The organism is Aliivibrio sp. EL58 (assembly GCF_900312675.1).
Classification (GTDB): domain Bacteria; phylum Pseudomonadota; class Gammaproteobacteria; order Enterobacterales; family Vibrionaceae; genus Aliivibrio.
Genome location: NZ_OMPC01000012.1, coordinates 91,918 through 106,189 on the forward strand (window position 1 = coordinate 91,918; position 14,272 = coordinate 106,189).

12 protein-coding genes and 1 riboswitch are annotated in these 14,272 nt (G+C 38.6%); of the genes, 8 read left to right on the forward strand and 4 right to left on the reverse strand.

Annotation, left to right across the window (positions count from 1 at the left end; all coding sequences use genetic code 11):
- Positions 1 to 44: 44 nt before the first annotated feature.
- Positions 45 to 2,468 carry a glycerol-3-phosphate 1-O-acyltransferase PlsB gene (plsB, locus tag ED622_RS18480; protein ID WP_122036520.1) on the reverse strand — a complete coding sequence of 808 codons (2,424 nt, stop codon included), beginning with the start codon at positions 2,466 to 2,468 and terminating at the stop codon, positions 45 to 47.
- 240 nt (positions 2,469 to 2,708) lie between these two features.
- On the opposite strand from plsB, the gene lexA reads away from it, so the two are divergent.
- From lexA to dinF, 3 genes are all read left to right on the forward strand, one after another.
- Positions 2,709 to 3,329 (forward strand): transcriptional repressor LexA, encoded by a 621-nt coding sequence (gene lexA, locus ED622_RS18485; RefSeq protein WP_122036521.1) that lies wholly within the window; start codon positions 2,709 to 2,711, stop codon positions 3,327 to 3,329.
- 143 nt (positions 3,330 to 3,472) lie between these two features.
- A complete protein-coding gene (locus ED622_RS18490; RefSeq protein ID WP_122036522.1) occupies positions 3,473 to 4,267 on the forward strand; it encodes a class I SAM-dependent methyltransferase in 795 nt (264 codons plus the stop codon).
- Positions 4,268 to 4,359: 92 nt separating this feature from the next.
- A complete protein-coding gene (dinF, locus tag ED622_RS18495) occupies positions 4,360 to 5,691 on the forward strand; it encodes an MATE family efflux transporter DinF (RefSeq protein WP_122036751.1) in 1,332 nt (443 codons plus the stop codon).
- A 99-nt stretch (positions 5,692 to 5,790) separates the two neighbouring features.
- Here the strand turns inward: dinF and sthA are convergent, their stop codons facing one another.
- Complete coding sequence (gene sthA, locus ED622_RS18500) at positions 5,791 to 7,206, reverse strand: Si-specific NAD(P)(+) transhydrogenase (RefSeq protein WP_122036523.1); 1,416 nt, start codon at positions 7,204 to 7,206, stop codon at positions 5,791 to 5,793.
- Between the two features lie 234 nt (positions 7,207 to 7,440).
- Between sthA and fabR the strand changes: the two genes are divergently transcribed.
- Both fabR and ED622_RS18510 read left to right on the forward strand, forming a co-directional pair.
- Positions 7,441 to 8,118, forward strand: coding sequence for an HTH-type transcriptional repressor FabR (fabR, locus tag ED622_RS18505; protein WP_122036524.1), 678 nt, complete (start codon positions 7,441 to 7,443; stop codon positions 8,116 to 8,118).
- 51 nt (positions 8,119 to 8,169) lie between these two features.
- Complete coding sequence (locus ED622_RS18510) at positions 8,170 to 8,544, forward strand: YijD family membrane protein (protein ID WP_122036525.1); 375 nt, start codon at positions 8,170 to 8,172, stop codon at positions 8,542 to 8,544.
- 66 nt (positions 8,545 to 8,610) lie between these two features.
- Here the strand turns inward: ED622_RS18510 and trmA are convergent, their stop codons facing one another.
- Positions 8,611 to 9,717, reverse strand: coding sequence for a tRNA (uridine(54)-C5)-methyltransferase TrmA (trmA, locus tag ED622_RS18515; protein ID WP_122036526.1), 1,107 nt, complete (start codon positions 9,715 to 9,717; stop codon positions 8,611 to 8,613).
- Between the two features lie 148 nt (positions 9,718 to 9,865).
- Positions 9,866 to 10,091: riboswitch (cobalamin riboswitch) on the forward strand.
- Positions 10,092 to 10,136: 45 nt separating this feature from the next.
- On the opposite strand from trmA, the gene ED622_RS18520 reads away from it, so the two are divergent.
- From ED622_RS18520 to murI, 3 genes are all read left to right on the forward strand, one after another.
- Positions 10,137 to 12,038 (forward strand): TonB-dependent receptor domain-containing protein, encoded by a 1,902-nt coding sequence (locus ED622_RS18520; protein ID WP_122036752.1) that lies wholly within the window; start codon positions 10,137 to 10,139, stop codon positions 12,036 to 12,038.
- A 48-nt stretch (positions 12,039 to 12,086) separates the two neighbouring features.
- The gene (locus ED622_RS18525) at positions 12,087 to 12,758 is read left to right on the forward strand and encodes an adenine nucleotide alpha hydrolase (RefSeq protein ID WP_122036527.1); all 672 of its coding nucleotides are present in this window, start codon (positions 12,087 to 12,089) and stop codon (positions 12,756 to 12,758) included.
- A 63-nt stretch (positions 12,759 to 12,821) separates the two neighbouring features.
- Complete coding sequence (murI, locus tag ED622_RS18530) at positions 12,822 to 13,610, forward strand: glutamate racemase (protein WP_122036528.1); 789 nt, start codon at positions 12,822 to 12,824, stop codon at positions 13,608 to 13,610.
- Here the strand turns inward: murI and ED622_RS18535 are convergent.
- On the reverse strand, positions 13,573 to 14,052 hold the full coding sequence (locus ED622_RS18535; RefSeq protein ID WP_122036529.1) for an RNA-binding protein: 480 nt from the start codon (positions 14,050 to 14,052) through the stop codon (positions 13,573 to 13,575). The two genes, murI and ED622_RS18535, sit on opposite strands and share 38 nt — an antisense overlap.
- Between the last annotated feature and the right edge of the window lie 220 nt (positions 14,053 to 14,272).

Here is a 14,272-nt window from a genome sequence, read left to right on the forward strand (position 1 = left end):
TTCAATAAGAAATATCATACTGGCTTTTTTGTATCAAAAGAAAACTAGTCTTCTTTATTCATCACCGCTTGGATGGTTAACTTAATCTCTGGCGTTAGTAACTTAGAAATATCATGTGCGAATGGCGCGACTTTCTCAAGTACGGCATTACCATCGCTGTCTAGGTAACCTTCCGTTTTTAAGCTATTAAACAAGATACCAAAAACCCCTTTATCAAAGAACTCAGGTGCATTAATACCATGTAGACGACTGAGACGTTGAGCCATGATCTGGCTTTGCTCTTCTAATTCGCTTTTATCTAATTCAGGTGACGCTTGCAGGTGCGTAAGAGCAATGGCATAGCGTTGCAGTGTTTCTGAAATAGTGTGAGCCAATAGGTGAAGCTTACGAATATTGGTTGAGTTAAGCTGTAGAAGCCCATTTTCTAGTGTGATTAATTTTTGACGAACCAGTTCATCAATGTGTTGAGTAACCACATCGTCCAATCCATCTTCTTCATAATGCAAAAATAATTCAGCTTTAAGAAATGGATAGATTTTTTGAATTTGTTGTTGGATATCATCAACAGAAATCGAACGATGCTGAACCACTAATTTTGCAATCAATGAAGGTAGTGCAAATAGATGGATAATGTTATTGCGATAGTACGTCATTAGAATCGATTGGTTTCTGTCTAATGAAACGATTTCACCAAGCGTATCTTTCTCAATAACAAATTTATCGAGAGCAATAGCATGATCCAATAACTCTTCAGCGCTGTCTGTTGGGACTGTTGCTGTATCAGAATAAGGGATATTTCGCAGTAACTGTAAGTAACAATCCAGTTGTTCAGTTAGATCCTCTTTACTTAACGCACGCTGACGTGCAGCAAGTAAAGCAGTTGCACATAATGTTAAGGCGTTCGCTGCCGCCGCATCATTAATGTGCGTCATCATTTTATTAGCAATACCATTAACGACAGGGACCATCCACTCTGGTCTTTGTGGCTCAATAGGATTAATTGACTCAGACCAATTTGGCGCATGTTCATTTAAGTAATGGTTTAATGAAATGGGTTCACCAAAGTTGACATAGCCCTTACCAAAGTTACGCAGTTTACGAAGTGTGCGTAACACCTGACCAGCGTTTTCTTTTTCTTTGCGCTTGCCTTGTAGCTCTTTAGCGTAAGTGGTTACTTCCATTACGTGTTCATAGCCAATGTAAACCGGGACTAGCGTAACAGGGCGATTTAGACCGCGTAGCATCGCTTGAACTGTCATCGCTAACATTCCGGTTTTAGCTTCCAATAAGCGCCCAGTACGTGAACGCCCACCTTCACTGAAATACTCCACAGAATAACCTTTAGCAAAAAGCTCTGCTAAATATTCGCGGAAGATAGTCGAGTAAAGACGATTACCTTTAAAGCTACGACGAATGAAGAAGGCTCCGCCACGACGGAAGATAGGGCCCGCAGGGAAGAAGTTTAAGTTAATACCTGCCGCAATATGTGGTGGAACTAACCCTTCATGATAAAGCACATAAGAAAGTAGTAAGTAATCCATGTGGCTACGATGACAAGGAACATAAACAATCTCGTGACCTTCTTGCGCTAATTTACGCACCGTAGCCGCATTATTGATGTTTAAGCCTTGGTATAAACGGTTCCATAGCCATTTAAGAATACGGTTACCGTTTTTAATCAGTGAGTAAGAGAAGTTTGTTGCGATTTCTTCCATAATGCTCATGGCTTCTTTACGCACTTTTTCTACATCTACATTTCGTATTTTGGCTTCTTCTAAAATCACCTTCTCTATCGCTTGAGATTTTAATAAGCGATTAAAGAGTGCTTGGCGATTAGGAAGATTAGGTCCTGATGCCGCTAGTTTTTGGCGAGAGAAGTGGATCTTAGCAACGCGAGCTAACTTATGGGCAATCGCTTCATCTGCACCGTGGTTATCTGCCATGTAACGTAAAGAGACGACTGGACTGATACGAACGGTTGAATCACGACCGGCTTTAATTAACGTGATGAATTTTTCTGGACCATTAAGCGGCATTAAATGAGGCTTACTTGTACCTTCTTTACCTGGTTTTCTTCCCCATAGGATTGATGTTGGGATCAACTGGAAATCTGCAGCTGAGTTTTCTTCGTGATGTTTTAGAACTATTTTAAATAGATCTAATGATTCTTGCGGTAGGTCTTCATCTGTATCGAACATTTTTGGGCCGATAGAGGTAAATACGTAGCGCGGGTATTCAACGTCATCAATTTTTATTGGAGAAAGAGGATCGGGTAATCCTAATTCTAATGCACTTTTCTGTAATGTTAGTAAATCAACATATGATCGAAATGGCAGTGCATAGATAATTGGACGCTCAAGATCGATCTTAAGGTCTTCAATTGGATTTGATGGAATCGAGGTACTCTTCACCATTACTGACAATGGCAGTTTTAGCAAAGAGTGATAGATAGTTTGTCCTGTAGACATAATGACAATAACGCCTTAGTTATGTACCGATCAGCCGGTTTATATAGTTGCTTACAATTTCACGGCAAGAATAGCAGAACTGGTCAAACCTTTTAATAGGAATGAACAGATTATCCCCAATAGTACGACTTATATGACATAAATGTGCCCAGTTTTGTTTTATTTTTAATCAGTAGGTCTTTCAAAGAATAGCACAGCTGTATATACTCACAGTTAACTGTATAAACAAACAGGTGAGTTATGAAGCCACTAACGGCAAGACAGCAAGAAGTCTTTGAGTTAATCAAAGCAAAAATTGATGATACTGGCATGCCACCAACACGTGCAGAGATTGCTCGTGAGTTGGGGTTTCGTTCTGCGAATGCCGCAGAAGAGCATTTAAAAGCACTTGCTCGTAAACAGGTTATTGAGATTATTCCAGGAGCCTCTCGAGGTATCCGTATTCTTCTGCAAGAAGCTGAGAACGAAGAGCTTGGTGTTCCTTTGATTGGCCAAGTTGCAGCAGGAGAACCGATTCTTGCTCAAGAACATGTAGAGAGCCATTATCAAGTGGATCCTGGTATGTTTAAGCCGCAAGCTGATTTCTTATTGCGCGTGAATGGCGAAAGCATGAAAAACATCGGGATTATGGATGGTGACTTATTAGCGGTTCATAAGACGCAAGATGTTCGTGATGGACAAGTGGTTGTCGCACGAGTGGATGATGACGTAACCGTTAAGCGTTTAGAGCGTAAAGGGTCTATGGTTTTTCTTCATGCCGAAAATGAAGAATTTGCTCCAATTGAAGTAGATTTAACATCACAAAGCTTAAGTATTGAAGGTCTTGCTGTTGGCGTTATTCGCAGCACAACTTGGATGTAATACTTACGCATAATTAATATTCATTTAGATAATTTTATTGATGGGTATTATTAAATTGTCATTATCGCTTGTTTTTCTTAAATAGAACTTTACAAGTGGTAATGATAGTTATTATCATCTAATCTCTTTCATAGGAGATGATAATGACACAGCTCGGCCATAAAATTCCTTCTCGCCTACTGCAACCTCTTTGGTTGAGAAGCCGTGAAAGTATGATCGATAATGGATTAATTTACGATCCTATTGCAGCTGCTGCATGTCGACATTGTCACCTCTCTTCTGAATGTCTCTCTGGAGATATCGATCAAAAGCAATTACTCCATGCCACTCTTACTGTTCAGTGTGACCAACAGGTTTCTCTATTTCTAAAATCTAATCCATCGGGTTGGGTTGTGAATGTCGGGGCAGGGTTAGACACGCGTTTTTATCGATTAGATAATGGTCGTTGTCATTGGCTTGAACTTGATATCAATGAAAATCTTCTCTGGCGACAAAAGCTATTTCATACCAATGAGCGTTATTATTTACGCTGTGGCTCTGTAACAGAAGAAAGCTGGGTAGATAATCTTCCTGTACCACATGATGTACCTGTCATGATTGTCTGTGAGCATGCATTATTAGAATGTAATGAAAGACAGTTAGCGAAATTTGTTCAGTTATTAGGTCGTCGTTTTCATCATGCAGAAGTATTGTTTGTGGTGGCGGGGGATCGTTGTAATACCATGATAGGCAAAAAGCTTGGTAGTATTGAATATCAACATGGTCTATATCAACCAAAGCAACATTTTACGGGTTGGCTACCGTGGATAGAAAAATTATCTGTGACATCGCCTCTTGAGCATGACTGCACACGGTGGAAAGCATGGCAACGTTGGTTGTCTAAGTTCCCACTGTTTAAGCACAGAGTTACGCCACTGCTAATCCATATGAATTGGTAATGATGCTGTAAGTAACTTGAGCTAAGCCAAAGGTTTTGGATTGAAAGAAAGTAAGTAATAATATGATTACTTTTCAATCTTGGTATCCATTCATGTTACAGGCATTAAAAAACCTTTCTTTACACCGACAGGTATTAGCGCTAGCTATTCCTATGGTGCTTTCAAATATCACTATTCCATTATTAGGTTTAATTGATGCAGCTGTAATTGGCCATCTTGAACACGCATGGTATTTAGGAGGGGTTGCAGTAGGCGGTACCATGATCAGCGTGACGTTTTGGCTGTTGGGCTTTTTACGTATGGGAACCACGGGTTTATCTGCACAAGCGTATGGTGCTGAAAATAAAATGCTGCTGAGCCAAACATTTTCTCAGGGTATTTTCTTAGCTCTCTGTTTTTCTTTTATTCTTCTTATCTTTCATCAACCACTTTCTTACGCTATTTTTTCTTTTAGTGACGCAGCACCTGAAGTTAAGTTGTATGCCGAGCAATATTTCTCTATTCGGATATGGAGTGCACCAGCTGCGTTGAGTAATTTGGTTATCATGGGCTGGTTACTCGGAACGCAGAATGCTCGTTATCCTATGTGGCTTGTTATTATAACGAACAGCATTAATATTATTCTCGATTTACTCTTTGTTGTCGGATTTAACTGGAAGGTAGAAGGGGCCGCATTCGCTTCTGTTATTGCTGATTATTCAGCGTTTGTAATTGGTCTGTTCTTTGTTCTTAAGCAAAGTAAAAAATTAGAATTGCCTCGTTTCATTATGCCAATTGCAGATCTTCTTTCTGGCTTTAAGCGTTTATTTAAATTGAACCGAGATATTTTCTTACGCTCATTATGCTTACAAGCTTGTTTTACTTTTATGACTTTCCAAGGGGCATCATTAGGAGTAGATATTGTTGCAGCTAATGCCGTATTGATGAGTTTTTTGATGATGATTTCATATGGGATGGACGGTTTTGCCTATGCAATGGAAGCGATGGTAGGAAAAGCCATCGGAGCGAAGAGTAAATCTCAGTTATCTGATTCTTTAATTGGTACTACTTTTTGGAGCTTCATTATTAGTTTGATACTTAGCTTAGTCTTTGGGTTTGGTGGCTATCAATTAATTTCGATGATTTCTTCTATTGAAGCGGTACAACAAACAGCACTTATTTATCTTCCTTGGCTTGTTGCTATGCCATTAGTGTCGATGTGGTGCTTCTTATTAGATGGTATTTTCGTTGGGGCAACCAAGGGCTCTGAGATGAGAAATTCCATGTTTATCGCTATGTTGACGTTCTTTACTACGTGGTGGTTCATGCAGGATTATGGCAATCATGCTTTGTGGGCGGCGATGTTATCTTTTATGGCGATGCGTGGTATCAGCTTAGCAATTACCTTTTCTATTCAATGGAAAAAAGCAATTTTCCTATCATAGGCCAAATACTTTATTGTATTGATAGTTAAACTAAAAAGGGATTAAGTCATGCTTAATCCCTTTTGTTATCTGCTGATGTATATAGCTCTATTTTTTGATTTAAAAGAGGCGGTTTAATCCATTTAGAGCCGCAACACGATAGGCTTCAGCCATTGTTGGGTAGTTAAATGTAGTATTAACAAAATACTCAATAGTATTTGCTTCACCCTTTTGTTCCATAATGGCCTGACCGATATGAATGATTTCAGCAGCACGCTCACCAAAGCAATGGATGCCCAAAATTTCTTTGGTTTCACGATGGAAAAGAATTTTTAAACTACCGATATCCATTCCCGCAATTTGAGCGCGAGCTAAATGCTTGAAGGATGCTCTTCCGACTTCATAAGGTACTTTTGCCGCCGTTAATTCTTGTTCTGTTTTACCTACTGAGCTGATTTCAGGAATGGTATAAATGCCAGTAGGGATATGATCAATTAATTGAGCTTCTGCTTTGCCTTTCGTTATTGCTTGTGCAGTAAAGCGTCCTTGGTCATAAGCGGCGCTAGCTAGGCTCGGGTAGCCAATGACATCACCAACGGCATAGATATGATCAACAATAGTTTGATAACTTCCATTTACTTTGAGTTGACCGCGAGAGTCAGCTTCAAGGCCTACCGCGGATAAATTAAGTTTATCGGTATTACCCGTTCGTCCATTGGCAAATAAAATACAATCCGCTTTCATTTTCTTACCGGACTCTAGGTGCATTACAATGCCTTCGTCATGCGCTTCAATGCTCTCAAATGTTTCATCATTGCGTATTACTACACCACTGTTCCAGAAATGGTAAGAGAGGGCGTCAGACATTTCGTTGTCTAAGAATGAAAGTAAACGATCTCGAGTGTTGACGAGGTCAACCTTAACGCCTAATCCACGAAAGATAGAGGCATACTCGCTACCAATAACCCCTGCACCATAAATAATGATATGTCGTGGGTCATGTTTAAGAGATAGAATTGAATCACTATCGTAGACTCGGCTATGATTGAAGTTCACCCCTGTAGGACGATAAGGGCGAGATCCCGTTGCGATAATAAACTTATCCGCGGTATAAGTTTCAATAGAACCGTCTTTTGCGGTTACCGCAATAGTATTTTTTTCAACAAAGCTGGCTTCACCAAAAATCAATGAACATTGGTTACGATCATAAAATCCTTGTCGCATTCTCGTTTGCTTATCAATAACACTTTTGGCGTGGCCTAAAATATCTGAAAAAGTAGAATGAAGACTGGTATTATTCTTACAATAAAGAGGGTTTGAATTAAACTCAATAATACGGCTAACGGCATGGCGCAGTGCTTTTGATGGTATGGTTCCCCAGTGAGTACAGCCGCCACCGACACTTGCTTCTCTTTCAATAATGGCTACATTCAGGTTTGCTTTGGTGAGTCCCATTGCAGCGCCTTCTCCCCCTGGGCCACTGCCAATTACAATGGCATCAAAATGGGTCGAATGTGTAGGGGTCGAGTTAGTCATTATTAACGCCTTATTATTATCAATCTCGCAACATTGCTAGTGAACTATCTTAACCTTTTCATTCGTTTGGTAAATCAAGTGAGTAAGATAGAGTGGAGAGGATCACGTTGTTTATGGAAATGTACTCGATTATGTATTTCATTATTTACATAGCCAGTGAGAAATCGATAATGTGAGCTAGCGAAAAGTTTGTGGTACCCATTTAATTAAATTGTACAATATACGGTAAAATATATGTATCCTGAATTTGAAGCTGATGATCTCAATACAGTGTCTGAAGTAAAACGACCAGTAAGCGCCAAAGGCGTACGAGCGCAGCAAAAAGAGAGAACACGCAGAACCATTATTGATGCTGCTTTTTGCCTACTGTGTGCCGAAAGAGGCTTTACGAGTTTGAGTCTGCGTGAAGTAACAAGAGAGGCGGGGATAGCACCCACTTCATTTTATCGTCATTTTAAAGACATGGATGAATTAGGATTAACGTTAGTCGATGAAGGCGGTTTGATTCTACGCCAGTTGATGCGTCAAGCTCGTCAACGGATAGTGGTTGAAGGCAGTGTGATCAGAACGTCGGTTGAAACCTTTATGGAATTTATTGAAGGTAGCCCAAACGTATTTAGATTGCTATTGCGTGAACGCTCAGGTACTTCTCCTGCATTTAGGGCGGCAGTTGCACGTGAGATCCAACATTTTGTTGCGGAACTAACTGAATATTTGGTTGCCACAACAGGAGTTGCTCGTGAAGAGGCGTCGGTTCAGGCTGAAGCATCAGTAACATTGGTTTTTAGTTCTGGAGCGGAAGCACTAGATCTGGATGCACCGCACAGAGATGAATTGTCAAAACGATTGATATTCCAATTACGAATGTTGTCCAAAGGGGCTTATTTGTATCGTAAAGAGAATGAAAAATAGAATTTAGATGCATTGATCGCAGTGAATCAATGTCTATACGAGGTAATGAAAATGACACATGAAAATAGTAGAAATGAACGTAAGACGTTAGTGCTATCCGTAGTGACCGGTCTTTGTTTGAATGCCGTTTGGGTTGGGTTTACGGCGACGGAAGTTGCATTTTCAATTTTTCCAATTATAGCGTTGGTTCTTGCGGCTCAAGGTTTATATCAAGAGTATTTACGTCAGCCTGCAAGTGAAGATACTTCTTTGATTGCAGCGGCTTGTTTCTTTGTCGGTTTATTTGGCCATTCAGCATTTGTGAAGGCGCAATATCCAGAAATGGGAGGTAACTTCCTATCTATTGTTGTTGTACTTAGCTTGTTACTTTGGGTTGGCGTTAAAATGGGTCTTTTAAAAAAGAAAGATGAACCAGTAGAAGTTTAATTAGTTTAAAAAAGAAAAGGCTCAGAATGTAGTGTTCTGAGCCTTTTTTCTATCTATTATTAATGATTATTTTCTTTCTAAGAAAACACCGGCTTCCATATGATGTGTATATGGGAATTGATCAAATAAAGCAAAACGAGTGATGTTATGAGTTTTACCTAAAATCTCTAGGTTTTCTTTCAATGTTTCAGGGTTACAAGAGATGTACATAATTCGCTCATAACCTTGTACCATTTTACAAGTGCCTTCATCCATACCAGAGCGTGGTGGATCGACAAAAATGGTATTGCAGTTATAGCTTTTTAAATCTACGTTTTGATCTTTTAAACGTCTAAACTCACGTTTACCTTCCATCGCATCAGTAAAGTCTTCTGCTGACATGCGAATGATTTGAACATTATCAATATTGTTTGCTGCGATATTGTATTGTGCAGATTCAACAGAGGGTTTTGCTAGCTCAGTTGCTAGTACTCGATCAAAGTTTTTAGCTAAGGCTAAAGAAAAGTTACCATTACCACAGTACAGTTCTAATAAATCACCTTGACTGTTTTGAGTACAGTCTACCGCCCACTCCAACATTTTTTGTGCGACAACACCGTTTGGTTGAGTAAAGCTATTTTCAACTTGCTTATAAGTCAGGATATCATCGTTTACTTTAAGTTTTTCAATAACAAACTCTTGGTCTAGTACGATTTTCATCTTACGAGCACGACCAATAAGATTTAAGTTAAAGCCTTCATCATTTAAGCGTTGCTTTAGTGCTTTTGCTTCTTCTTTCCATGCATCGTCTAATTGACGGTGATAAAGCATAGAAACTAAAATCTCACCACTTAGAGTTGATAAAAAATCCACTTGGAACATTTTATAACGCAGTGTTTTACTTTCTTTTACCGCTTCAGTTAGTAGCGGCATCAAATCGTTAATGATGCGACTTGCAGGTAAGAAGTAATCTACGCGGTATTTTTCTTTGGTTTCTTGATTGAACATGACGTAATACATATTGTCACCTTCATGCCAAATTCGAAATTCCGCTCGCATACGGTAGTTTTCAGCAGGAGAAGAGAAGACTTCAAGTTCAGGAACGTCGAATTCAGAAAACATTGCAGACAGTGCTTCTGCTTTTTCATCTAGTTGTACTTGATAATTTTCTGGGTTCATGACGGATTGTGTCATTGTCTTGCCTCACGCTGCTCAAAATAAGAGCGCCGATTTTATGCGATAGAGATTTGTTGTCCAGTCTTTGTGTGTTATTGGTCGAAACTAATTGCTTCAGTGTTGTGATATTAAGCGCATAAACCTAGACAAATATAGCGTACGCCATTACTATTTCGCCCATGTTGGTGCGCTATTTTCATATTTGAGAATAGCCTGAAAAGGGAATCTGGTGAAAATCCAGAACTGACGCGCAGCGGTAAGAGAGAACGAAGGTACACGAACCACACTATTATTTTTCTTTATTAAAGGATGTAAAGAGAAGGAATGGGAAGTGAGTACCGTAGGCTAACTGCTCTCAAGTCCGAAGACCTGCCAGCAATATGCAATACATGAGGTATTGCTATATGGACTTAACGCGATTTTAGGAAACAATGGAAATGAAAAAAACTGCCCTTGCGACTGCAATAGTGTCGCTGCTTTCTCACGCCTATACTTCCCCTGTATTTGCCCAAAACACCACAACTGAAACTGATGAGACTATGGTTGTCACTGCTAATCGATTTGAGCAGTCGGATGCTGCAGTTTTAGCACAAACAGTTGTGTTAACAAAAGTAGAAATAGAAAAATTACAGCCACAAAGTTTAATTGATGTATTTAAAACTCTACCAAGTATTGAAATAACACAATATGGCGGGAGAGGGCAAACGGCTTCGATTTTTGTTCGAGGGGGGTCATCCTCACAAGTATTGCTCCTTGTTGATGGTGTTAGAATGCCAAAAGCGGCAATGGGTGGGGTGGATTTTAACCAATTTCCTGTAAATAGTGTCGAAAGGATTGAATATATTCGAGGTGCAAGAGCATCTATTTATGGGTCTGAAGCAATCAGTGGCGTAATTAATATTATTACTCAAGCTAATAAACATGATGATTCAATTAAACTTCATGCAGGGATTGGGTCGAATGGACATTATAGTGGTAGCGTAGCTGTATCAAAACCGATTACGGAAAAAGGGCATTTAAAAGCGGTTGTTGGTTATGAAAGTGTAGATGGCTATAACGTTAAGCCTATGCCAGGGTTAAATGATGACGATGAGCATGGTTTTGAATCTTATAATATTTTACTTGGCTACCAACATCAGTTTAATGAGAATTGGTCAGGATTAGTTTCAACGGTTGCATACACTAATGAAACAGAATTTGATAATAGCGCTTATGAGTATGTAGATCCTATTTTTGGAAGTCCTGAACGACATGAGATGAAAATAAATAGAGTTGAATTCCTAGGTGTTAATAGCAAGGTTAATTATTCTAATGAGAAGTTTAATTCTAGCTTGAATGCTAATTATAGCACTCAAGATAGTTATGACTTTATAAAGGGTACAGATAAAAATGCTACCAAAAATGTCACAACTATTGATCAGGTCTATTTAGCTTGGTTAAGTTCTTATGAATTAGCACAGGGATTAACTCTAGGTGGTGGGATTGATTATAGACAAGATAAACTTGTAGAAGCTTATGGTTATGGGTCGGTGCCATACCAACCAGAAGAAAATCCAAGAAGTAATTTAGGAGTAAGCGCTTTAGTTCAATATCAAATTGAGGCTTGGTCGTTAGAATCAAGCGTACGTAGTGATGATAACAATCAATATGGACGCCACAATACTTGGCAAGCTGCTGCAGGTTGGAATTTCTTTGATGATTATGAATTAACAGCGTCTTATGGCACTGCTTTTAGAGCTCCCAACTTTACAGATTTATACTATCCAGGCTCTGAGGTGTCAAACTTGGAACCTGAAACATCTAAAAATACAGAGATTTCATTGCAGGGGTATAGTTATGTCTTTGAGTGGTCAATAACTGGTTACATCAATGAAATTGATAATATGTTGATGTGGTATACGGATTATGGCAATGTAAATTATGGTTACATGCAAAATATAGGTAAGGCTGAAATTAAGGGCATAGAGTTAGCTCTTGGTTTTGACACATCAATAATACACCATCAGTTTTATATGGATTTTAAAGATCCGATAGATAAATCAGGTACAGAAGAAACTCAGTTATCGCATCGTTCTAAAAAAGGAATGAAATGGAATACGTCTATAGAGTTGGATGCTTGGTCTTTTGGAACTCAGTATTTATATGAAGGTGAAAGATTTAGTGGCACAACAAGGCTTGCAAGTTACAGCCTTTGGAATGTTGTTACATCATACGCATTCAGCGAATCATTTAAGGTTAATGGTAAGGTGAGTAATATCTTTGATGAAGAATATGAAACGAATGTAGGCTATGTTCCTCCTGGTAGAGAGTTCTTTATTTCAGCCGATTATCAATTCTAATTGTATTAAACCGCCTTCATCGGCGGTTTTTTCTTTTCTGAGGTATCTATGAAAAAGAAAGTCATCATCAGTTGGTCTTCTGGTAAAGATTCAACACTCACTCTTATCCGTCTACTTCAAAATCCTGATTATGAGGTTGTAGCTTTATATACAACCCATGTCGCAAATGAAGTACCTTTTCAAGTCACGCCTATTTCAGTTGTTCAAATGCAAGCTGACTTGGCGGGGCTGCCTTTAATTACGATTGAATTGCCTACCGTATTCCCTGCCAATAATGAATATCAAAGTTTAGTCGTAACTGGTTTAAAGGAATGTGGGATTGAGTTCGATGCCGTTGCTTTCGGCGATATGTTTTGTAATGGTATCGTCGAATATCGTAAAAGTTATATAGAAGAGGCAGGTTGGGAGTGTGTCTTTCCATTGGTAGGACAATCAAGTAGTGAGCTAGCAGAAGAAATCATTAACTGTGGAATTAAAACCATCCTTGTTACAACAGATGGAACTCAATTAGATAATCAATTTTGTAGTCAAGAATACACAACGCAGCTACTTTCTGAGTTACCAATACACGTTGATCCATGTGGAGAAGATGGTGAGTTTCATACTCTAGTAATAGAGGCTCCTTGTTTTAACGGTTCGATAGAATTATCTGATACAAGAATTGATGAACAAGAAAGATTTACTCATTTACGTTATCAGGCTTCTGTTTTACAAAAATAGCATTAAAGGTATGATTAGAGCCCCAATCTTCATATCGACTTAAAAGAGTCTGTGGTTTCAGTTATGCCAAAACATATTTTGATTTTTGATTCAGGTATCGGTGGGTTATCTGTATATAAGGAGATCCAATACCAATTACCTCTAGCAAAGTATATTTATGCTTTTGATAATGCGGCGTTTCCATATGGTGAACTCACGGAATCGGTTTTAATTGAAAGAACGGCTCATATCATTTCCCAGCTTTGTAGCAAATTTTCTATAGATATAGTGGTGATCGCTTGTAATACAGCAAGTACGATTGTTTTACCTACACTTAGAGAAAAATTAACCATTCCAGTGGTTGGTGTGGTTCCTGCAATAAAGCCAGCTGCGTTAGTGTCAACTAAGATTGGACTTCTTGCGACTCCTGCGACGGTAAAACGAAGCTACACTTATGACTTGATTAAATCATTTGCTCCAATTTCTGATGTTCAGCTATTAGGTTCAACTAGATTGGTTGAAATGGCGGAAGAAAAAATGATAGGGGTGGATGTTGACCTTGAAGAGTTAAAAGTCATTTTATCTCCTTGGCAAGATAAGGTAGATACAATTGTTCTTGGTTGTACTCATTTTCCATTTTTGAGAAACGAAATTAAAAAAGTATTAAATGGTAATGTATTGCTTATTGATTCAGGTGAGGCGATAGCAAGAAGAGTAAAACAATTATTAGGGGATTATAAAGAGAAAGGAAAGGAAGCTATAAAGGGAGAGGTATTTTGTAGTGCCTCAACAAAGAATGAAGAGGCACTTAATAAAACATTTCAGGAACTAGGGTTTAGTCCTCTTCAATATTTGGATTACCCGAAGTTTTAGGATCATTAGCAATGCGTACTTTAAGTGTACGCTGATCAAATTCGTTATTGTTTAAGTTTTCGATAACGTTATCCGCATCTTTACTTGCAACAACAACAAAACCAAAGCCTCTTCTTTTACCTGTTCGTTTGTCTTTCATTAAACGAACGGCAAATACGTCACCAAACTCTGCAAATAAATCTTTTACATCTGATTCATTTGCTCGGTAAGGAAGATTACCAACATAAAGAGTCGTACTTGCTTGGTCTGTTGTTTGAGTATCATCAACAGAAGCCGTAGTACTTGCCTTGGTTGGCGCTTTATTAATGGTTAATAGTGTAAAACCTGTAATTACTGCGCCAAAAGCGAAAGCAAAAGCGGGAGATACCGGAAAAAACGAGATTGCACCTGCACCTAGTGCAGCAATAGCAATGATAATAATATTTGAGTTAGTAGATTTCATGATAAGTAATGTCTAGTAAATAAATGGAAAGTGATGAATTAACAATAAAATCACATTGATACTACTTATATTATTTATCAATTGCCAACTAATTAAGTCATTGTGCTTTTCTTGTAGGGGTTTTGTGTTAAAAAAAGTGATCTGTGTAGAAAATAATCACTTGAACTATATTATTCAAAAAGTGCTTGCGAATAACTTTAAGCGCCCTATAATGCGCCTC